The organism is Brevundimonas sp. (genome assembly GCF_036963785.1).
Classification (GTDB): domain Bacteria; phylum Pseudomonadota; class Alphaproteobacteria; order Caulobacterales; family Caulobacteraceae; genus Brevundimonas.
The window spans coordinates 354,902-376,288 of the sequence record NZ_JBALUS010000001.1; the positions used below are offsets into that span (position 1 = coordinate 354,902).

The 21,387-nt window shown below is 68.5% G+C and carries 19 protein-coding genes; 9 read left to right on the forward strand and 10 right to left on the reverse strand.

Translation table 11 applies throughout. The features are described from left to right. Window positions 1-284: 284 nt before the first annotated feature. From V7672_RS01825 to murC, 7 genes are all read right to left on the reverse strand, one after another. A complete protein-coding gene (locus V7672_RS01825; RefSeq protein WP_335622964.1) occupies window positions 285-3,320 on the reverse strand; it encodes a TonB-dependent receptor domain-containing protein in 3,036 nt (1,011 codons plus the stop codon). A gap of 198 nt (window positions 3,321-3,518) precedes the next feature. Beyond that, on the reverse strand, window positions 3,519-4,844 hold the full coding sequence (gene ftsA, locus V7672_RS01830) for a cell division protein FtsA (protein ID WP_335622965.1): 1,326 nt from the start codon (window positions 4,842-4,844) through the stop codon (window positions 3,519-3,521). Next, the gene (locus V7672_RS01835; protein WP_335622966.1) at window positions 4,844-5,770 is read right to left on the reverse strand and encodes a cell division protein FtsQ/DivIB; all 927 of its coding nucleotides are present in this window, start codon (window positions 5,768-5,770) and stop codon (window positions 4,844-4,846) included. Before V7672_RS01835 ends, ftsA begins: the two co-directional genes overlap by 1 nt. Next, window positions 5,758-6,699: a D-alanine--D-alanine ligase gene (locus V7672_RS01840; RefSeq protein ID WP_335622967.1), complete on the reverse strand. Its 942-nt coding sequence runs from the start codon at window positions 6,697-6,699 to the stop codon at window positions 5,758-5,760. Before V7672_RS01840 ends, V7672_RS01835 begins: the two co-directional genes overlap by 13 nt. A gap of 15 nt (window positions 6,700-6,714) precedes the next feature. After that, window positions 6,715-7,629, reverse strand: a complete 915-nt coding sequence (gene murB / locus V7672_RS01845) for a UDP-N-acetylmuramate dehydrogenase (protein WP_335622968.1) — start codon at window positions 7,627-7,629, stop codon at window positions 6,715-6,717. Beyond that, window positions 7,626-8,078 carry a GFA family protein gene (locus V7672_RS01850; protein ID WP_335622969.1) on the reverse strand — a complete coding sequence of 151 codons (453 nt, stop codon included), beginning with the start codon at window positions 8,076-8,078 and terminating at the stop codon, window positions 7,626-7,628. Before V7672_RS01850 ends, murB begins: the two co-directional genes overlap by 4 nt. After that, on the reverse strand, window positions 8,075-9,520 hold the full coding sequence (gene murC / locus V7672_RS01855) for a UDP-N-acetylmuramate--L-alanine ligase (protein ID WP_335622970.1): 1,446 nt from the start codon (window positions 9,518-9,520) through the stop codon (window positions 8,075-8,077). The genes V7672_RS01850 and murC overlap by 4 nt, the downstream gene beginning before the upstream one ends. A gap of 130 nt (window positions 9,521-9,650) precedes the next feature. Between murC and V7672_RS01860 the strand changes: the two genes are divergently transcribed. Then, window positions 9,651-10,727 carry a site-specific DNA-methyltransferase gene (locus tag V7672_RS01860; RefSeq protein WP_335622971.1) on the forward strand — a complete coding sequence of 359 codons (1,077 nt, stop codon included), beginning with the start codon at window positions 9,651-9,653 and terminating at the stop codon, window positions 10,725-10,727. A 35-nt stretch (window positions 10,728-10,762) separates the two neighbouring features. On the opposite strand, the gene V7672_RS01865 is transcribed toward V7672_RS01860, so the two are convergent. Further along, window positions 10,763-11,806 carry an A/G-specific adenine glycosylase gene (locus tag V7672_RS01865; protein WP_335622972.1) on the reverse strand — a complete coding sequence of 348 codons (1,044 nt, stop codon included), beginning with the start codon at window positions 11,804-11,806 and terminating at the stop codon, window positions 10,763-10,765. Between the two features lie 46 nt (window positions 11,807-11,852). Between V7672_RS01865 and V7672_RS01870 the strand changes: the two genes are divergently transcribed. The 5 genes from V7672_RS01870 (at window position 11,853) to V7672_RS01890 (ending at window position 17,890) form a co-directional block, all read left to right on the forward strand. Next, window positions 11,853-12,422, forward strand: a complete 570-nt coding sequence (locus V7672_RS01870; RefSeq protein WP_335622973.1) for a DUF721 domain-containing protein — start codon at window positions 11,853-11,855, stop codon at window positions 12,420-12,422. A 109-nt stretch (window positions 12,423-12,531) separates the two neighbouring features. Next, window positions 12,532-13,182: a DsbA family protein gene (locus tag V7672_RS01875; RefSeq protein WP_335622974.1), complete on the forward strand. Its 651-nt coding sequence runs from the start codon at window positions 12,532-12,534 to the stop codon at window positions 13,180-13,182. Window positions 13,183-13,187: 5 nt separating this feature from the next. Further along, window positions 13,188-13,853 (forward strand): thioredoxin domain-containing protein, encoded by a 666-nt coding sequence (locus tag V7672_RS01880; RefSeq protein ID WP_335622975.1) that lies wholly within the window; start codon window positions 13,188-13,190, stop codon window positions 13,851-13,853. A gap of 12 nt (window positions 13,854-13,865) precedes the next feature. Next, window positions 13,866-17,303 carry an AAA family ATPase gene (locus V7672_RS01885; protein ID WP_335622976.1) on the forward strand — a complete coding sequence of 1,146 codons (3,438 nt, stop codon included), beginning with the start codon at window positions 13,866-13,868 and terminating at the stop codon, window positions 17,301-17,303. After that, entirely contained in the window at window positions 17,303-17,890 is a 588-nt protein-coding gene (locus tag V7672_RS01890) for a DUF6438 domain-containing protein (RefSeq protein ID WP_335622977.1), read from the forward strand. Before V7672_RS01885 ends, V7672_RS01890 begins: the two co-directional genes overlap by 1 nt. A gap of 17 nt (window positions 17,891-17,907) precedes the next feature. On the opposite strand, the gene V7672_RS01895 is transcribed toward V7672_RS01890, so the two are convergent. Continuing rightward, a complete protein-coding gene (locus V7672_RS01895) occupies window positions 17,908-18,693 on the reverse strand; it encodes a WecB/TagA/CpsF family glycosyltransferase (protein WP_335622978.1) in 786 nt (261 codons plus the stop codon). 116 nt (window positions 18,694-18,809) lie between these two features. Here V7672_RS01895 and V7672_RS01900 point away from each other — a divergent pair, with 116 nt between their 5' ends. The 3 genes from V7672_RS01900 to V7672_RS01910 all read left to right on the forward strand — a co-directional run bounded on the left by V7672_RS01900 (window position 18,810) and on the right by V7672_RS01910 (window position 20,296). Beyond that, a complete protein-coding gene (locus V7672_RS01900; protein WP_335622979.1) occupies window positions 18,810-19,274 on the forward strand; it encodes a hypothetical protein in 465 nt (154 codons plus the stop codon). Window positions 19,275-19,419: 145 nt separating this feature from the next. After that, a complete protein-coding gene (locus V7672_RS01905; RefSeq protein ID WP_335622980.1) occupies window positions 19,420-19,809 on the forward strand; it encodes a hypothetical protein in 390 nt (129 codons plus the stop codon). 94 nt (window positions 19,810-19,903) lie between these two features. Next, entirely contained in the window at window positions 19,904-20,296 is a 393-nt protein-coding gene (locus tag V7672_RS01910) for a hypothetical protein (RefSeq protein ID WP_335622981.1), read from the forward strand. Between the two features lie 5 nt (window positions 20,297-20,301). On the opposite strand, the gene murG is transcribed toward V7672_RS01910, so the two are convergent. Beyond that, window positions 20,302-21,387, reverse strand: a complete 1,086-nt coding sequence (murG, locus tag V7672_RS01915) for an undecaprenyldiphospho-muramoylpentapeptide beta-N-acetylglucosaminyltransferase (protein ID WP_335622982.1) — start codon at window positions 21,385-21,387, stop codon at window positions 20,302-20,304.

Here is a 21,387-nt window from a genome sequence, read left to right on the forward strand (position 1 = left end):
CTCTTGTGTCCCCCTGACAACTGCCCTGGCTTCCCGCCAAGACTGGCGAGAGCCCGTGCTGGGGACGTGATCCCATCGGTGCAGCAGGCGCCGTGGACGGTCGTCGACGCGTCTGCTCCGCGCAGACCGGCGGCGCGGGACTTGGCGCAGCTCCGCGACTGAGCGCCTGTCCGCCTCGGATTCCCGGGGTTCATTTCTGACCGTCGGAAGAAGGCGTCCCCGCCGCATACGAAAAGGGCGGCGGACCAAAGTCCGCCGCCCCAACGTTTCTGCTGTTCGTCGCCTTAGAAGGACTTGGCGACGTTGAAGAACAGCGTGCGACCGAACTGATCGTAGCCCGAGTAGGTCGGCGAGTTGCCGATACCACCCACCCAGTAGCCGGTGCCGGACGGCGGATCGACGTCGAAGACGTTCCGCACACCCATGACGACCGACAGATCGTCATTGCCCCAGCGGACCGAGGCCGAGTGCAGGAAGTACTCTTCCAGGTCGCTGTCGATGCCGAAGCTCTTCAGGCTCTGGCCATTACGACGGAAGTAGTCGTCTTCTTCCGTCGTGGCGTCGATCCACTCCGTGCCCCAGAACACCGACCACTGGTCCCACGAATACTGGACGTTCATGCTGGCCGAGTATTCCGGCGTGCCCAGACGACCCACCAGGGTGTAGATCGGATCGGTCGGGAACAGCTGGTTGTAGCGCTCCAGGTACTGGGTGACGTTGAGGTTCACCAGGAAGTCGCCCGGACCGAAGCTGTTCCGGTAACGCAGGTTGTAGTCGATGCCTTCAACCACGTTGGTGGCGATGTTCACATAACCGTTGGTCACGGTCAGCGAGTTGGTCACCGGAGCGCGTTCGACGAAGGCGCAGTAGCCAGCGCCGGCAGCGAAGTCAGCAGCCGAGGAGGTGTAGCACTGGTTCAGGATGAACGCGCTGCCGACCTGGGAGACGCCGTTGTCGATCTGGATGTCGTAGTAATCGACCGCGACAGCCAGGGTGCCCAGACGTCCCGGCAGGGTGGGCGTGAACACCACGCCGCCGGTGAAGTTGGTGGACGTTTCCGCCGCCAGACCGGCCGCAGCACCGCCCGCGTTCAACTGACGGACACTGCTGGTGGCGGTGAAGCCGGGGGGCAGGCCCTCGGAGGCGCAGTTGGCCGCCAGGTTGGGGTTCCGACCGGCAGCGTCGTAGTCGTTGCAGACGTCGGTGGTGCTGGCGAGGAAGCCGGCGGTCGCACCGAGGAACTGCTCGAACAGCGCCGGGGCGCGGTAGGAGGTGCCGTAGGTGGCCCGCAGACCGACCCAGTCAGTGATCTGGTAGAGCAGACCAACCTTGTAGGTCGTGTCGTCGCCGTAGGACTCATAGTCCGTGTAACGACCCGAGGCCGACAGCGTCAGTTCCTTGGCGATCGGCAGGTCACGCAGCAGCGGGACCTCGACTTCACCGAAGACTTCCCAGACCGAGTCTTCACCGCGCGTGATGGCCGAGGTGGAGAAGTTGTAGGTGTCACCGGTCTGAGACGCGATATCGGGCGTGTCGTCGATCGAGGCTTCGCGGAACTCGGCACCCAGGTAGAACTGAACCTCACCGGCCGGCAGGGAGAACAGTTCCCCGCCAAAGCCACCCGAGACGACGAACTCGTCGTACGAGGTCACGCCCAGCGTCGCTTCCTCAACGTAGTTGATGAAGTCCTGCGGGTAATAACCACCGATGGTGTCGTTGGTGATGAACGGCGCGGGCACGCAGTTCGCGTTGGTGTTGCCGACGTTGACACGGCAGGTGACGGTCACCTGCGTGCCTGCCGGGCCAATGCCCGAACGGGTCAGCTCAGCCGGGGTCCCGGCCGGAGCGGCGACGACGTCCAGCGAGTTGATCAGACGGCTCGTGAGAGCGAGGTCGGCCTGATACTCCGAGCGGGAGTTGGTGTAGCTGGCGTAGACGTCATAGGTCCAGTTGCTGATCGGCAGGTCACCGCGGATGCCGAGCACCTGCTTGGCGAAGGTGACGTCCTGCTCGCTGTTATACTGGTGGTACGGGAAGACCCGGATCTGGGTGTTGCGACCCGGGGTGAGACCCAGGTTACCGGCCAGCGGTCCGCCCGCGCTGAGGTTGGCGGGGATCAGCAGGCTGCCGACGGCATAGTCGAGGACCAGCTGACGGCCACCGAGCGAGCTCGATTCACGCTTGTTCAGCAGGGTTTCGGCGTAGATTTCTGCATTGCCGAGAGCGCGCAGATCGTAGCCGACCGACATGAAGGCCGTGGTGGTCGCCACCGGCGAGAACAGCGTCTCTTCCAGCATGCGCGGGTCAAAGGTGTCACGAATGTCGAGGCTGGCACCGCTGACGCCTTCAAAGCCGATGAGACCCGAGGTGACTGCGGAGTTCGGACGCCAGCGGTTGTAGGTGCCCAGGGTGCCCGGCGTCGCGGAGCCATAGGCACCGATGCCCGTACGGGCTGACGTGGCAATCGTGTTCACCGTCACGCCGCCGTTGTCGATCGAGAAGCACTTCGGCTGACCGGTCAGCGGGTCGATGAAGTCTTCAAAGCCAGCGGTGTTCGGCAGGAAGGGCCCGGCGGTGGGGCACTGGGCGTGCTCAACGTCACCCAGCTTGACCTCTTCACGCTCGAAGCGCTCGACCGAACCGAGGAAGCTCCAGCGCTCGCCCTGGATACCACCGGCGATCGACAGGCGGGTGGCGTTACCGGCACCATTGGCCTGGGTCGTCTGCTGGCGGTTGCCCTCGATCACGACGCCTTCGATGTCGGCGCGGGTCACGATGTTGATAACGCCGGCAACGGCGTCCGAGCCATAGATGGACGAGGCACCGTCCCGCAGCACTTCAACACGCTCGATCAGAGCCGAAGGCAGAACGTTCAGGTCGGCCGAACCGACCGAGCCGCGCGAGCCGGCCGGGGCGACCCGGCGACCGTTCAGCAGAACCAGCGTCCGGGTCGGGCCAAGGCCCCGCAGGCCGATGGTGTTCACGCCAGGGCCGCCGTTGACGACGAAGCCGCTGTACAGGTTGTTGATCTGGCTGGTGCCGCCGGTGACGGCGACGCCCTGCAGGATTTCGGTGGTCGTCGCGAGGCCGGCCAGGGTCGACTCCTCGCGGTTGATCACCTGGACGGGCGAGGGCGAGTTGTAGACGTCGCGGGCGATGCGCGAACCGACGACAACGATTTCCTCGACGACGGCAGCAGCTTCTTCTTCGTCCTCGTCCGGATCCTGGGTCGGAGCGGTTTGGGCGAAGGCGGGGGCCGAGAGGGCGAGGACGCTCGCCAAGATCGTCGTACCGAAGAGATACTTGCGTTCACGAAGCATGTTTTAAACCCAACCTGTTTTTGCGAAGGACGGTCGGAACCTGTCTTACGAGGCCCCACGTAGGACTGCACGCTAGCAGCAAAGTGACGCGCCACAAGGCATTGTGGCTCGACTGTGTCCACTCAAGGCCTGGGTTGTTACAATCCGGACACACTCTCGCCACCGAAGGGAAATGTTCCAGGCCCCCGCAGCAGCCATTCAGAGGTTGCGGCGCAACCAGTCGGCGGCGCGGGCGACCAGACCGCCTGCATAGGGATTGGGCGCATCACTGGCCGAAATCTGGCGGGTCATCAGCCGCCGGGCCGAAACCGATTCTCTCGGGCCATAGGCAGACTTGAGCAAACATCCCGCCGCCGCACAGAAGGCCGGACCCGAGGCGGCATCGGCCAGGTGCGGCGCACGCTGGGGCCTGCCCAGGCGCACCGGACGGTCAAACACGCGCACGGCCAGCTCTCGCACACCGTTCAGCTGGCTGGCGCCGCCGGTCAGCACCACACTGGTCCCCGGCTCAAGGGCAATCCCGCCGCTGCGGATGCGATCGCGCAGGATTTCAAGCGTTTCCTCGACGCGCGGAGCGATCACGCTTTTCAGCATGGCGCGCGGCACGACCACTGCGCCCGCCGAGGGGTCCTCGCCCCGGGGTGGGGCCTCGAGCAGTTCGCGGTCCTCATTGGCTGACGCCATGGCCGACCCGTGCAGGGTCTTCAGCCGCTCGGCACCGGCGCGCGAGGTCGACAGGCCCTTGGCGATGTCGCTGGTGACATGATCGCCACCGACGTTGAGGCTTTCGACGTGCAGCAGGCTGCGGTCGGCCCAGACCGTCGCCGTGGTCGTGCCTCCCCCCATGTCGATGCACAGGGCGCCGAGGTCCATCTCGTCGTCTTCCAGCGCCGCAAGGGCCGAGGTCACGGGGGCCGCGACCACACCCTGCAGGTCCAGATGCGCCAGCTCCAGGCAATGGCTCAGCGACATGAAGGCCGTCTCGGCCATGGATACGACCAGCAGGTCCAGTTCCAGGCTGTTGCCGCGCATGGCGCGCGGATCGCGCACGCCCCGGGCGTCGTCCACCGACCACGCGACCGGCAGCACATGGATGGGCCGGCGATCCGGCAGGCGAATCTTGTCGAGCGCCAGACCGATCGCCCGCGCCAGATCGGCGTCGCTGACCGGATTGGTGCCCAGGGACACGCGCGAACGGACCCTGTGGCTCTGCATGCGGCCGACCGAGGTGCTGACAATCACGCCCGTCACCGGAACTCCGGCGGCGCGCTCGGCCCGCTCGACCACATGGCCGATGGCCTGGGCGGCACCCTCCATGTCGACGATCATGCCCTGCTGGACGCCGCGGGACTGGACATGGCCGACGCCGGCGACCCGGACCGTCCGGTCCGCATGGCGCACACCGTCCGCCTTCATGATGAAGCAGGCCATCTTGGAATGGCCGATATCGAGCGCCGCGACCAGCGGTGCGCGACCGCCCCCCAGCGCCCCGTCAAGCGTCAGCTCCGGACGACGTCCCGCCATCACAGACCTCCCGCAACGAAAGGCGCAGCCGCCAGGTCGCCCGCCAGCTCTGCCGGGCGCAGGCCCAGGGTGCCGGGCACCTTCAGATCCACCAGTTCAAAGCCGCGCTCGAACAGCTGATGCCGCTGATCCAGCGCATCCAGTTGAATGAGGGCCGCCTCGGCCCCGTCGGCCGGAAGCCGAATCAGGCCGCCGTCCTTCAGGCGGATGTCCCAGCGCCGCTCGTCGACCCGGATCAGGGCCTCGGTCCGGTCCCGCAGACGCGGGCGGGCCTCGATCAACGGCAGGATTTCGGCGGCGGCCAATTCGGCCCCCGTCCCCACCACCAGCGGCAGATGCAGATACTGACGCGGATCGGCTCCGCGGATCACCTGACCCTCGCCGTCAATCACCGCGACCTGTCCATTGGCCTGCCAGATGGCCAGCCGGTCATGCTCGACGACCTCGATCATCAGGGTTCCGGGCAGCAGGCGCACGACCCGCGCATCCTTGACCCAGCTGACGCCGCGCACCTGCTCCAGCAGGGCGTCCAGATCCAGCGAACTCATCGATTGACCGGCGGTCACATCCAGCGCCGCCTGAATGGCGGGCATGGCCTCCTCCGACGCGCCGGTCACATGCACCCGGCCCAGACGAAAGCCCATGCCGGCCACCATGCTGTCGACCCCGTTCGAAACGGACTGGCCGACGCGTTCGGCCCGCGCACCGGTCGCCATCAGGCCACCGATGAACAGCACGCCGACCAGCAGCGAAATCCCGACCGCACGCGCGGACAGGTCCAGCCGGCCGATGGCCGCCATCTTGGCCGGAATACCGACCGCCGGGGCCTTGCCGCGCCCTGACCTCCCGCGTGAGGCCGGGGCCTGACGTCCACGCGACGCGCCCCCGCCCTGCTGGCGCCGACCGCCGCGAACTACCGCGGGCATGAGGCGTCCTCCACCATCCACCTGACCAGTTCCGGATACCCGACGCCGACATGCGCGGCCTGCTCGGGAACGAGCGAGGTCGAGGTCATGCCCGGCTGGGTGTTGACCTCCAGAAGAACGAGAACGTCCTTAACATCGTCATAACGAAAGTCGGATCGGGTCACCCCGCGACAGCCCAGCGCCGCATGCGCCCGCTCGGACAGGCGAAGCGCCATCTCGAACACATCGGGCTTCAGTCGCGCCGGCAGCTCGTGCACCGAGCCGCCCGGGGCATATTTGGCCTCATAGTCATAGAAGCCCTTGGTCGGGGTGATGTCGGTGACGGTCAGCGCCCGCGGGCCGTCCGCCTCGCCCAGCACGGCGACCGCCAGCTCACGCCCGGCGATGAAGGGCTCGACCATCACCTGTTCGCCATAGGTCCAGTCGTCAGCCCCGACCTCCTGGGGCGGGCGGTTCGATCCCTCGGTCACCAGGAAGACGCCGACCGACGAGCCTTCGGCATTCGGCTTGATCACATAGGGCGGGGCCATGACGTGGTCGCGCGCCACCTCATGCCGGTCGAACAGGCCTCCGCCCGGCACCGGAATGCCCGCCGCGGCCAGCACGGCCTTGGACTTGGCCTTGTCCATGGCCAGGGCCGAGGCCAGCACACCGGAGTGGGTGTAGGGGATATTCAGCGTCTCCAGCACGCCCTGGACGCAGCCGTCCTCACCCCAGGCGCCGTGCAGGCAGTTCAGAACAACATCGGGACGGATCAGCCCGCCCAGCACATTCGCCAGATCGCGTCCGGCGTCGATGCGGCTGATGCGGGCGACCTGGCCTTCCAGAGCATCCGCACACCCCTTGCCCGAGTTCAGCGACACCTCGCGCTCGGCCGACAGCCCCCCCATGAGGACGGCGACATGCAGGTCTTTCAGGGGGCGGTTCATGGTGCGGAACGGGACTCAGGTGGGGCGGCCGATCCTCTTGATCTCCCATTCGAGGTTTACGCCGAGTTTACTTTGAACGTCGGATCGCACCGCCTCGCCCAGCCCCTCGATGTCAGCCGCCGTCGCCTCGCCGGGATTGATCATGAAATTGCTGTGTAATTCGCTGAACTTGGCCCCGCCCCCGGTGACCGAAAACAGTTTTCCGCGCCAGCCCGTTTCATCCACAAGTTTCCAGCTGGAATGCCCCGGGGGGTTCTTGAAGGTCGAGCCGCCTGTCTTCTCGCGGATCGGCTGGGTCTGTTCGCGGCGCGATGTGATCGCGTCGATCCGCGCCTGGACTGCCTCGGGATCGTCGGGCCGACCCCGATAGGTGGCCTCCAGCCAGATGATGTCCGCCGGAGCTTCCGAGTGGCGATAGGTGTAGCCAAAGTCGGCCAGCGCGTATTCGACCCGCTCGCCCGCTCGGGTCACTCCGCGGGCCGCGACCAGCACATCCTTCGTCTCCGAGCCGTAGCACCCCGCATTCATGGTCAGGGCGCCGCCGATTGTACCCGGAATGCCGGCATAGAATTCCAGCCCGGCCAGGCCCGCCTTGGCCGAGGCCCGCGCCACCATCGAATCCAGCGCGCCCGCGCCGGCGGTGATGGTGTCCCCCTCGGTCGTGATCTGCGCCCAGGGCCGCCCGGCCAGCCGGATCACCACGCCCTCGACCCCGCCATCCCGCACAATGACGTTCGAGCCCACGCCCAGCACCGTGACCGGCACCGAGGCGTCCAGCGCCTTCAGGAAGTCCGCCAGATCGTCTGCATCCGCCGGAAGGAACAGCACATCTGCCGCCCCGCCCACCCGGAACCAGGTGTAGGGCCCCAGCGGCTCATCACGCAGCAGCTTGCCGCGGACCTCAGGCAGGGTGTCGCGCCAGTCGCTCATGCGTCGTCTGCCTGATGAGAGGTCATGTCCTTCAGGCGCGCGGTCTGCTGCGCGCTCAGACCCTCGCCTGTGCTGCAGCGGGGACGGTCGTCACCCAGCTCCAGCCACGGCACCATGGCCTCGACGCCCCAGTGCTGCTGGATGGGAGCCACCGACGGGTCGTCCAGACTGCCGATCGTGACATTGACCCAGTCGCTGTCCTTGTAGGCAAAGCCCAGTGGCGTACCGCATCGCGCGCAGAAGGGCCGCTCGGCGACCGACGAACTGTCGAACACCTCCGGGCCTTCCCCCTCCCAGGTGAGGTTGTCGCGCGGGCACCCGACCAGGGCGGCGAAAACGTTGCCGACGGCCTTCTGGCACATCCGGCAGTGACAGAAATGCGCATGATCCAGACCGCCGCTGATGCGGTAGCGCACCCGCCCGCACTGGCATCCGCCCGTGACCGTCATCCCAGCGCCTCCAGCTGCCCCGGCAGGGCGTAGGCCCAGGCCGTGATGTCGCCGGCCCCCAGCAGCACCACCAGATCGCCCGCCTTCGCCTCTTCCCGGATCAGGCGCGGCAGGGCGGCGGCGCTTTCCAGCGGGCGCACCGAGCGATGGCCGAACCGGCGGATGCCCTCGACCAGGGCGTCCTTGTCGACCCCCTCGATCGGTTGCTCGCCGGCCGCATAGACGTCGGCGACCAGCACCGAGTCGGCATCGGCAAAACAGGTCGAGAAGTCGTTCATCAGGTCGCGCAGGCGCGTGTAGCGGTGCGGCTGCACCACGGCGATCACCCGGCCCGAGCCCTCGGTCTTGTGCACGACCTGACGGGCGGCCTTGAGCACCGCGGCGATCTCGACCGGGTGGTGGCCATAGTCGTCGACGATCCGCACGCCTTCGACCACGCCGGTGGTCGTAAAGCGCCGCTTGACCCCGCCGAACCCGGCCAGCCCCTCGCGGATTGCCGCGTCCGATATGCCCAGCTCACGCGCCACGGCGATGGCCGCCAGGGCGTTCGACACATTGTGTGCGCCAGCCATCGGCAGATGCAGGCCCTCCAGCACATCGGGCTCGTCCAGCGCATCCAGCCCCTGTTTCTGGAAGGCCACGTCGAACCGCGCCCCATCCGGGCCCATGTCGCAGTTGATCGCCCGCACCATGGCCTGCGGATTGGTGCCATAGGTGACCATGCGCCGGTTATCGATGGTCGCCACAAGCCGCTGCACCTCGGGGTGGTCCAGACAGACGGCGGCAAAGCCGTAGAAGGGGATGTTCTCGACGAAATCGACGAAGGCCTTACGCACCCCGTCAAAGTCGCCGTAGTGATCCAGATGCTCCGGGTCGATATTGGTGACCACGGCGACCGTGGATTTCAGCCTCAGGAAGCTGCCGTCCGACTCATCGGCCTCGACCACGATCCAGTCACCGTCGCCGACCTTGGCGTTGGTGCCATAGGCATTGATGATCCCGCCGTTGACGATGGTCGGGTCGGTGCCGCCCGCATCCAGCAGGGCCGCGATCATCGACGTCGTGGTGGTCTTGCCGTGGGTCCCGCCGACCGCCACCGAAAACTGCAGCCGCATCAGCTCGGCCAGCATCTCGGCCCGCCGGACCAGCGGGATTCGCCGTCCGCGCGCCACGGCCAGCTCCGGATTGTCCGCTTTGACCGCCGTGGAATAGACGACGGCCGCGACCTCCTCGCCCACATGGGCGGCGTCGTGGCCGATGAAGATCTTCGCGCCCAGCTGTTCCAGCCGCTCGGTATTGGCCCCGGCCTTGGCGTCCGAGCCCTGTACCTGATAGCCGATCTTGAGCATGATCTCGGCGATGCCGCTCATGCCGATACCGCCGATGCCGACGAAGTGGACGGGCCCGATCGGGAAGGGAACTGGACGAAGACGTGCGATCATCCGGGCGTCATAGCGGACTTTGTCGGGATTGCACCAGACGCCCCTTCCCTACGCTTTCGGCAACACGGCTAACCGCCTCTTAACCCTGCGGACTCAGGATCGCCGCTTGTTTCCACAGGGGCGCGCCTGCATGTCCGAGTTCAAGACCGACGTCATTCTCAAGGGGGACTGCATCCAGGTGCTGAAATCCCTGCCGGACGCCTCGGTCGATGCCGTGTTCGCCGATCCCCCCTATAACCTGCAGCTGGGCGGCGACCTGCTGCGCCCCGACAACTCGCGCGTCGATGCGGTCGACGACGACTGGGACAAGTTCGACAGCTTTGCGGCCTATGACGCCTTCACTCGCGCCTGGCTGGCCGAGTGCCGACGGGTGCTGAAGCCCGAGGGCACGATCTGGGTGATCGGCAGCTATCACAATGTCTTCCGGCTGGGCTCCGCCATTCAGGACCTCGGCTTCTGGGTGCTGAACGACATCGTCTGGCGCAAGTCCAACCCCATGCCGAACTTCAAGGGCACGCGCTTCACCAATGCCCACGAAACCTTGATCTGGGCGGCCCGCAGCCAGGGGCAAAAGCGCTACACCTTCAACTACGACGCCCTGAAGGCCTTCAACGAAGACACCCAGATGCGGTCCGACTGGACCTTCGCCCTGTGCACGGGCGAGGAGCGGATCAAGGACGCTGACGGCAAGAAGGCCCATCCCACGCAAAAGCCCGAAGCCCTGCTGCACCGCGTGCTGCTGGCCTCGACCCGCCCGGGTGATGTGGTGCTGGATCCCTTCTTCGGGACAGGCACCACCGGGGCCGCTGCCAAGCGTCTCGGCCGCCACTACATCGGCATCGAACGCGAGGACGACTATATTCGCGTCGCCGAAAAGCGCCTCGCCGCCGTCGTGCCCGCCAACCCCGAGGATCTGGCCGTGATGGGCTCGAAACGGTCCGAACCGCGCGTGCCCTTCGGCGCCCTGGTCGAGGCCGGCCTGCTGCGTCCCGGCGACCGGCTCTATGCGCCCGATGGCTCGCGAGAGGCTCGCGTCCGCGCCGACGGCAGCCTGATCCACGGCGACCTGACCGGCTCGATCCACAAGCTGGGCGCCCTTATGGAAAACGCCCCGGCCTGCAACGGCTGGACCTACTGGCGCTTCAAGACGGATCAGGGCTTCAAGTCCATCGACACCCTGCGCGCCGAAATCCGCGCGGCGATGTAGGATGACCCGTTCCTCCCCCGCTGCGCAGGGGAGGATCAGTCGGCCAGCGCCCGAACCAGAGCCTTTCTGAACACCGTCGGCAGGGTCTCCTCGGCCTCTGCGACCTCGCGCCAGATCAGGTCGGCCTCGCCCTCGGCCCGCATCACCGTCAGCTCCAGCTCGAAATGGGTGAAGACGTGACGCACGGTGCCGACGTCCCACCAATCTGAGGCGACCGGCGGTCCGCTGCCCTCACCGGCATCCCAGCCCGAGGTCGGCAGTCCCAGCATCCCGCCCAGCAGGCCCTTGTCCGGCCGCTTCACCAGACCGACCCGGCCGGCCTTGTCGACCAGCACCCAGGCTATCCCCTCGCGCCGGGGCTTTGGCACCTTGGCCAGCTTCCTTGGCCAGACCTCGGGCGTGCCGCTGGCCCGCGCCTGACAGTTCCCGGCCAGCGGGCACTCCCCGCACAGCGGTGACCGGGGCCGACAGATGCGGGACCCCAGATCCATCAGGGCCTGGGCCCAATCGCCAGGATCGAAATCCTGCGGCTCCGGCGTCAGGGCATCGGCCAGCGCCCGCAGCTCGGGGCGCGCTTTCGGTAACGGCGTCTCGACCGTGAACAGGCGCGCCATCACCCGCTCGACATTGCCGTCGACCACCACGGCCCGGCGGCCAAAGGCGATCGTCGCCACTGCCGCCGCCGTATAGGCCCCCAGCCCCGGCAGGGCCCGCAGGCCGTCTTCGGTGTCGGGAAACACCCCGCCATGGTCACGCGCCACCGCCCGGGCACAGGCCAGCAGGTTTCGGGCCCGGGCGTAGTATCCCAGCCCGGCCCAGGCTCCCATGACGGCCTCGTCCTCTGCCGCTGCCAGCGCCTCGACCCTCGGCCAGCGCGTGGTGAAGGCCTGAAAATAGGGTGTGGCGTGGGGCACGGTGGTCTGCTGCAGCATCACCTCCGACAGCCACACCCGATAGGGATCGGTCCGCGCGGCGGACCCCGGCGCCATCCGCCACGGCAGCGCCCGGGCATGGACGGCATACCAGGCCATCAGCGCGCTGCGGATCGCGGCCAGTCTGTCAGAATCGGGAGGGCTCATCGTCTCCAGCATAGGAGCGCATGGCATCCCGGGGTATAGTGACACCATGCCCCGTCCGCTGCCCACGGAAGACGAAGCCCGCGAAATTCTTGCTCGCCGCAAGACGCGTCCCCTGCCGCGTCCTGCCCCGCGTGTCGGCCGGGCGCTGGAAAAGCTGATCCGAACCCTGGACGACCGCTATGGCCGGGGGGCCGAGGCGCTTGAGGCCCGCTGGCCCGAAATCGTCGGCGAGCGCCTGGCCGCCGTCACCCGCCCGCAGAAACTGACCCGCCCGCGAAAGGGGCCGGACGGCAAGTCAGCCGGCGCCACGCTGGAGCTTCGCGTGGCCGGCCCCGCCGCCCTGCTGGTCCAGCACCAGTCGGCGGACATTCTGGAACGGGTCAATCTGTTCCTCGGACAGGGCGCGGTCGAGCGCCTGCGCATCGCCCAGGGGCCGATCGGGCCGCGCGCCACACGCTCGCGCGCCCCTCTGACCAAACCTGCCGCCCCTCCCCCGCTCGGCGCTGCCGATGAGGCGGCGCTCAAGGCCTCGGTCGCCGCTGCCCCCGCGCCACTGGCCGCCGCCCTCGAGCGGCTGGGCCGCAGCGTGCTCAATCGGCGTGCCGGAAGGCCCTAGGACAAAACTTTGCCGCAAGGCGTCTCGACAAAGCCGGGGCGGGGTCCTAGCCAAGGACTCGCTGTATATGACCTGCCCTTCGTGCGCTGACCGTCAAGAGGATTGACCCATGTCCACCGGCCCCAAGACCGCCCGCTTCCGTTTCAGCGCCATGAGCCGCCGCGCCGCCATGACCGGAGCGGCTCTCGCTGCCATGGGCACCCTGGCTGCCTGCGGCGGGTCCGAGGGCACTCAGGCCGCACAGGGGGACATGGCCAAGGGCGCCCCTGAAGGAGCCAAGGTCACGGTCGTCGAATACGCCTCGGTCACCTGCGGCGTCTGCGCGGCGTGGCAGGAACGCGTCTGGCCTGAGTTCAAGGCCAAATACGTCGACACCAATCAGGTGCGTTACGTCTTCCGCGAATTCCCGACCCCGCCCGCCGATGTCGCCGCCGCCGGCTTCCTGCTGGCCCGTTGCGCCGGCGAGGACCGCTACTTCCAGGTCGTCGAGGAAATCATGGCCAGCCAGCGCGAGTGGCAACAGGGCATCCCGCCCGCCGCCACGCTCAGCCGCATCGCCACCTCGGTCGGCCTGAGCGAGGAAGAATACCGCACCTGCGTCACCGACCCCGAGGCCCTGGCCGCCCTGGAAGAGCGCATCCAGTCGGGCCGGTCCGCGGGCGTGACCGGCACCCCGACCTTCTTCGTCAACGGCACCCGCGTGGCCGACAGCTCGCTGGCGGGCCTGTCTGCCGCCATCGACGCCGAACTGGCCAAGTAAAGCCCATGCGCATCGCGGGTCTTGCCACACTGACTGCTCTGGCGGTTCTCGCCCTGGGCCAGCCCGCGCTGGCCCAGCAGACAGCGCGGCCGGCCCCGCCGCCCATGGCTGCGCCCGAGCGCGTTCTGGCGGTCGACCCCGCCGATCGCACCCTCGGCCGGGACGACGCGCCCGTGACCCTGACCGCCTACCTCTCGACGGTTTGCGGCCACTGCGCGGTCTGGCACGAGGCAGACTTCCCCGAGATCAAGCGTCGCCTGATCGACACCGGTCAGGTGCGCGTCGTGTGGCGGGACCTGCCGACCAATCCACCCGAGCTGGCGCTGGCAGGCGCTGTGCTCGCCCGCTGTGCGGCACCCGAACATTATGACGACGCCTTGGGCGCCCTGTTCCGCGGTCAGGCCACCTATCTGCAAAGCGGCAATGTCGATGGCTGGCTGATCTCGGCCGCCACAGCCGCCAAATTGCCGCTGGACCAGGCCCAGGCCTGCGTCAGCGACGACAGCCGCTATGACGAGATCGAGACCCGCGCCCGTCAGGCCTCCAGCCTGGGCGTGCGCAGTACGCCGACCCTGTTCCTCGATGGGGTCGTCACCCGGGCCCGCACAGCGGACGAGATCGAGGCCGCCATCGCCGGTCGGCCGCGCCCCGCGCCCCCTTCGGCCGACTGACGCCCCGGCCCGATGCAGTTCCAGCGGCTCAGGCTTGTCGGGTTCAAATCCTTCGTCGATCCGACCGAGGTGCACATCACCCCGGGCCTGACCGGCATCGTCGGACCGAACGGCTGCGGCAAGTCCAATGTGCTGGAATCCCTGCGCTGGGTCATGGGGGCCAACTCCGCCAAGGCCATGCGCGGCCAGGGCATGGACGACGTCATCTTCGCCGGCGCCGCCGACCGTCCCGCACGCAGCCATGCCGAGGTCTCGCTCAGCATCGACAACAGCCAGCGCCGCGCGCCCCAGCCCTTCACCGATTCTGCCGTGCTCGAGGTCTCGCGCCGCATCGACCGGGGCCAGGGCTCGACCTACCGGATCAACGGCAAGGAGGTCCGCGCCCGCGACGTCCAGTTGCTGTTCGCCGACGCCTCGACGGGCGCCAACTCCCCGGCCCTCGTGCGTCAGGGCCAGATTTCGGAGCTGATCGCCGCCAAGCCCCAGAACCGCCGCCGCATTCTGGAAGAGGCCGGCGGCGTCTCGGGCCTGCATACCCGCCGGCATGAGGCCGAGCTGCGCCTCAAGGCCGCCGAGACCAACCTCGACCGGCTGGACGACATCGGCAAGGAGCTGGAAACCGCCCTCACCCGCCTGAAGCGCGAAGCCCGTCAGGCGGAGAAATACCGCAAGATTTCCGCCGAGATCCGCGCCCTGCAGTCCGCCGTCCTGCTGGCCCGGTGGAAGGAAGCCGTCCAGGCCCGCGACGACGCCACAACCGCCCTGCGCGAGGCGGAGTCCGAGGTGGGCAAGACCGAGGTCGCCGCCGCCCACGCCCGCACCGAGGCCCTCAGGGCCCAGGAAGGCCTCAAACCCGCCCGCGAGGAAGACGCCGTCGCCGGGGCCGTCCTGCACCGCGCCACGCTGGAGCGCGACCGCCTCGACATGGCCGAGCAGGCGGCCCGCGCCGAGGTCGAACGGCTGGAGCGCGAAGCCGCCCGCATCGCCGCCGACCTCGCCCGCGAAACGGCCATGGCGGGCGATGCCGAGGGCGAGCTGACCCGACTGACCGAGGCCGTCACCGCCCTCCAAACCGAGATCGCCGCGGCGCCGACCCGTGGCCCCGAACTGGATCGCGCCCTCGAACAGGCCGAGGCCGCGCGCCAGACCGCCGAGGCCGAGGTCGAGCGTCTGACCTCTGAGCTGGCCGCCGTCGAGGCCCGCGCCCGCGCCGAGGCCGCCCGGCGCGAGGAAGCGGAAACCCGGCTGGCGCGGCTTGAGGCCTCCCGCGCCCAGACCGCCGCCGAGCGTGAGGCGCTGGCGCCCTCCGACACGCCTGAACAGGCCGAGGCCGAAGCGGCATTGGCCAGGGCCCAGGCCGATCTGGCCGCCGCCCGCGACGCGGTCGAACAGGCCGAAGCCGACCGCGCCGAACTGGCCCGTGGCGAACAGGACGCCCGCACCGCCGCCCGCACGCTCGAGGACAAGCTGGGCCGCCTGCAGACCGAGGCCCGGGGCCTGGCCCAGCTTCTGGCCCGGGGCAAACGCGACCATCCGCCCGCCCTCGACTCGGTTGAGGCCGCCCGGGGCTATGAGGCCGCGCTGGCCGCAGCTCTGGGCGAAGACCTGGACGCCGCGCTCGACCCCGCCGCCGCGGCCCACTGGTCCGGGGCCGATGCCGCGCCGCCCGTCTGGCCCGAGGGGGTCGCGCCGCTCTCGGACCATGTCACCGCGCCGGACGCCCTGTCCGCCCGCCTCGCCTGGTGCGGCGTGGCTGCGGCCGACCAGGCCTCCAGTCTGGCGCGGCGCCTGCCCGTCGGTGCCCGTCTGGTGACGCGGGAGGGCGACCTCTATCGCTGGGACGGGCTGGTCGTCCGGGCCGAGGCCCCCCGCCCCGCCGCCATCCGCCTGGAACAGCGCACCCGCCTGTCCGAGGTCGAGACCGACATCGATCAGGGCCGCCCCGCGCTGGACTCCGCCCAGGCCGAGCTGAAATCCCTGACCGAACGGCTGCGCGCCGCCGACGAAGCCGTGAAGGCCGCGCGCCTCGTGCCCTTCGCCCTCGACAAGGCGGTGGCGGCCGCCCGCGACCGCGTCGAGGCGCTGGCCCGCGACACCGCCCGGCGCGAAGCGCGCGCCCAGTCGCTGGACGAGGCCCTGGCCCGCCTCGACACCGAGATCGCAGCAGCCGTCACGGCGGTCGAGGACTCCCGCGCCATCGAGAGCCCCGCCACATCCGCCGACGACCTCCGGGCCCGGGTTGCCGAAGCCCGGACGGCGGCCGAGACTGCCCGCACCACCACCGCCCAGGCCCGTCTGGAGCGCGACACAGAGGCCCGCGCGGTCGAGGGCCGCACCCGTCAACTGCAAACCCTGACCCGCGAGCGCGATGCCTGGTCCGGCCGAGGACAGGAGGCCCGCACCCGCTTGTCCGCCCTTGAGGCTGAACAGGCCACCACCGCCGATCAGCTCAAGGTCGCCGCTCAGGCCCCGGAGCAGTTCACGAGCAAGCGCAATGCCCTGCTCGACACCCTGACCGCCGCCGAAACGCGCAAGAAGGCCGCGTCCGACGCCCTCGCTGTCGCCGAGACCCGGGCCACCGAAGCGGACCGGGCGTCCCGCGCCGCCGATGCCGCCGCTTCACAGGCCCGCGAGGCCCGCGCCGGTCTGGTCGAGCGGGCCCGTGCGACCGAGGACGCCCTCGACCTCGCCGTCAACCGCCTGCGTGAGGCTTCGCAGCTGACGCCCGAAGCCCTCGAGGCCAAGCTGTCCGAAGACGCCGTCGCCCGCCCCGCCGACGTCGCCGGCGCGGAAAGCCTGCTGTCCGGGCTGGAGCGCGAGCGCGAACATCTGGGTGCTGTCAATCTGCGCGCGGAGGAGGAGGCCGGAGAATACGCTGATCGTCTGGAGGCGATGCGCACCGAGCGGGCCGACCTGACCGGCGCCATCGCCCGCCTGCGCGACGGCATCGACGAACTGAATGCCGAGGGCCGCGAGCGCCTGCTGGCCGCCTTCGACATTATCAACGACAACTTCAAGGCCCTGTTCGAGGCCCTGTTCGACGGCGGTCAGGCCGAGCTGAAACTGGTTGAGAGCGACGATCCGCTGGAAGCCGGCCTCGAGATCTACGCCTGTCCCCCCGGCAAGCGGCTGGCGGTCATGAGCCTGATGTCCGGCGGCGAGCAGGCCCTGACGGCCGCCGCCCTGATCTTCGCCGTCTTCCTCGCCAATCCGGCCCCTGTCTGCGTGCTGGACGAGGTCGACGCGCCGCTGGACGACGCCAATGTCGACCGCTTCTGCCGCATGCTGAACGAGATGCGCAACCGCACCGACACCCGCTTCATCGTCATCACCCACAACCCGGTGACCATGAGCCGCATGGACCGCCTGTACGGCGTCACCATGCCCGAGCGCGGCGTCTCACAGCTGATCAGCGTCGACCTGAAACAGGCCGAGAAACTGGTGGCGTGATGCCGTGGCGCACGCTCGCACTCGCCGGAGCGGCCACTGTGATTGGCCTTTCGCTCGCCCTTACGGCGCCGGGCGAGTATCAACCGCTGCCCGAGGGGGCGGATTTATCGCTTGCGACGGTGTCTCTGATCCGCACCTCATGCTTTGGCACCTGCCCTCATTACTGGGTGACGGTGCGAGGAGATGGTCAGGTGCGATACTGTGGGGTCAGCAATGTGCTGACGTTGGGCCGACAGTCCGGAACCATTCCGGCCAGGGATGCGCTAGCCCTCATCCGTCATGTCGAGACTTCTGATTTTCTGTCTCTGAATGACGAATACGAGTCAGATGTCACCGACAATCCGACCTACGTTCTAGTGCTTCGGGCAGGCGGTGTGGAGAAGCACGTCCACGACTACGCGGGCGTTGACGCGGGCATGCCCCCGGTCGTCCGGCAACTCCAGGACGACGTTGATCGTGTCAGCCGGTCATCACAATGGGTAGGATCGCGGGCACAACGCCAACAAGGCGGCACAGGTTGGGCACTCGGAAACTGGGAAGAGCGCTACGAGACCTGCTTCGGGCCAATGCCGGAAACAGGCGAATAGCCCATCGGCTCTTGGCCTCAGCGCCTCAGCGCCGCCTTCAAATCATCCATGATCGGCCCCATCAGGTGCCAGGGCTCCACGCAATAGCGGTGGAACAGACGGCGGGGGTCCACCGCCAGCCGATACAGCCACTCCAGACCCGCCTTGCCCATCCAGCGCGGCGCGGCCTTCTGGACCCCGGCCTCATAGTCGAAGGCAGCCCCGACGTTCAGCACCACGCAGTCCGGCAGGGCGTCCAGATGGTCGGCGATCCAGATTTCCTGTCGCGGCATGCCCATGCCGACCAGCAGCACCTGCGGCGCAAAGTCGGTAACCTCGGCCACAAGCCTGCGGTTGTCTTCGGATCCCGGCGTCGCATCGAAATAGCCCGACCGGACCGACAGTTCGACACGGCCGTGGCGCGCCCTCAGGCGCTCTGCCGCGGCATCGGCCACGCCGTCGGCCCCGCCGATGAACATCACCCGCCAGCCCTTGCGGTCGGCCAGGCTCCAGAAATGCTCGCGCCAGTCCAGATAGGTCGAGCGATGCTTGCGCCGTGTCCCTCGCCCCACCAGGCGCCCGAAGGCGATCAGCGGCGTGGAATCGATCTGCACCAGATCGGCCCGGGCAAAGAACTCGGCCAGCCTGGGCTCGGTCCGGATCAGATGCAGGCTGTGCAGATTGTGATTGGCGATGACCGCCTTCACCCCGGCCTCGACCCAGGTCTCCAGCTGGTGCATCACCTCTTCGGGCCGCACCTTGTCCATCACCTGGCCCAGCAGACGGATACGCTCGCCACTGCGGCGCTGCCGCCGGTGAGGCATGCGCGAGCTCCGGCGCCGGTCCGGCGCGGCAACCACGTTGGAGAGAGCGAGCTGCTGGTCAAACATGGCGGGACGATACAACGCCCCTCTAAAAACGGGATGATCGGATGCGGTTAATGAAATCCATCGCGCTCGCCCTCGCGGCCGGGATGGCCCTGGCGGGATGCCGGACGATCCCGCCCGCGCCTGTGGGGCCGGAACTGCTTCTGACCGGGGTCGGCCGGTTTGCCGTCTTCGCCGACCTTTCGACCCGCACCCGCTCGGGCGATCATGCCCGCCTCCGGTCCCTGCAGGTGGTCGAGCCCGGCTTCGAGGTCGATGGCAAAGCCTTCTGGGGCGGCTGGTCGTGGTGGACCTTCGACTGCGCCGCTCGAACGGCTGACCGGCTGGACTTCGCCTCGGTGTCCGAGGGCGGGATCGAGGGCCCTGCAATGCCCGACACCGATCCTGCCTATCCGGCGGCTCCGGGCGGAGACGCCGCCGAACTGCTGGCCGCCGCCTGTTCCGACGCCCGCCCCGGGCCGGTCCTGAGAACGGTGGAATCCGCCGTCATAGCGGGGCAGCAAGCCCTCGCCGAATAGAGGTGGCTGCGATAGCGCCCTGTGCCGTCGCACACCGTGCTCTCGCGCCCTAGGCAGTTCCTCCGGGATTTGCCATGGTCAGGAACAGTCAGGGGGGCCTGACAGGATTTTGCGGTACCAAGGGTTCACGCAACAGGAGCAAACCATGCTGACCAACAAGTTCACCCTCGCCGGCGGCATCGCTGCCCTTGCCATGCTGGCCGCCGGTACCGCCTCGGCCCAGAGCGCCGATCTGACCTACCAGCAGCACGTGACCTGCTCGGCCATGTTCTTCGCCTTTTCGAAGATCTCGTCGGATCCGGAAGACGTCAGCGCCCTGGAGGCCGCCACCGGCGTCATGCTGACCCGCGCCCAGGCCCTGCCGGCCGCCCGCAGCCTCACGGAAGACCAGGTCATCGAGGCCGCCGTCGCCGAGGCCCTCCAGATCGCAGAACGGGTCGATGCCCAGGGCTCGATGAACGCCAAGGAGAATGTCATCATCAACTGGGGCCCGGGCCTCGAACGCTGCCTGGAAGCCGTCCTCGAAGACGTCTGATCAACCCCTGACCTGATCAGATTGCATCATCAGGCTCCGGCCCACGCCGGGGCCTGATGTTTTTCTGCCCCCTTGCCTCAGCAGCGAGACGACCATGACCGCATTTTCCATGATTGCCCTTTCCCTAAGCCTCGCCGGCCTGCCCGCCCAGGATCCGACTGTAGAGCCGCTCGATCTTGAGGACAGCATAGTCTGCGCCGGCATCTTTTTTGCCCATTCGCGCCAGCCGGAGATCGAGGCCCTCGACGGTGTCCAGATCTATGAGGACATGACGGTCGTCTTCCTCGAACGGGCTGAAGTCCTTGGCGGTCGGGTTGGCCTGACGCCCGACGACGTGATCGAACGCGCGGCTGCGATTTCTGATCAGTTCACCGGCATCCTCGGCCAGCAGAGCACACCCGAAGCCCGGGAAGCCATGCTGGAAGACTGGTTTGACGTCGAGCAGGTGTGCGTCGCGGGCGGTCAGCTCCCGATCCCTGACGCCTGACCGCGTCAGCCAGCCGCGCTCTCGACCAGATCGGCCAGCCGCGCCGCCGCATCGGGCAGGGCCGCAGCCCGCGCGCCCTCGGCCATCGCCGCCAGGCGGCCCGGCTCGCCCAAAATGGCTGACAGGGTGGCGGTCAACCCTTCGACCGTCAGATCATCCTCAAGGATCAGCACGGCCCCCCCTGCCTCGACCAGACCGCTCGCATTGTGGCGCTGGTGGTCATCGGTGGCGATCTTCAGCGGCACCAGAACCGACGGTAGCCCCACCACCGCCAGCTCGGTGCAGGTCGAGGCCCCGGCCCGGCCAATGGCCAGATGCGCCTCGGCCAGCCGCGCCGCCATGTCCGAAAAGAAGGGCGCGACCTCGGCAGCGACGCCTGCCCCGGCATAGAGGACGGCGGCGGCCTCCAGAAACTCCGGTCGTGCCTGCTGCACCACCTTCAGCCGCTTGCGCAGCGCCTCGGGCAGGGCCGCAATCGCGCGCGGCACGGTGTCCGACAGGATGCGCGCGCCTTGGCTGCCGCCCGTCACCAGCAGGTGGATGTCGTCCCCGGCACCCGGTGCACGATAGGGCTTGCCCGCCAGCGCCGCGATCGGCGGCCGAACCGGATTGCCGACCACTTCCAGCCGGTCCTTCAGCCCGTCGGGCAGACGCCCCAGCGTGGGAAAGGCCGAGGCCACCGTCCCGACCCGTCCGGCCAGCAGCCGGTTGGTGCGGCCCAGCACGGCGTTCTGCTCATGGATCAAGGTCGGCAGACCCATGCTCATCGCCGCCAGCAGCGAAGGCGCCGAGGGATAACCGCCAAAGCCCACGACCACCGAAGCGTCCAGCCGTCGAAACGCCTTGCGCGCCTGGGCCACGCCGATGGCGATCTTGGCCCCGGCTTTCAGCAGCCCGACCGGCCCGCTACCCGTCGCCGAGTCCAGCGCCAGTCGCTCATCGGCCGGAAAATGCTCGGCAAAGGCCTGGCCGCGTCGGTCGGTCGCCAGCACGATCCGCCAGCCGCGCCGCGCCATCTCCTCGGCCAGCGCCTGGGCCGGAAACAGATGCCCGCCGGTTCCCCCGGCAGCAACGACACAGACCTTGGTCAT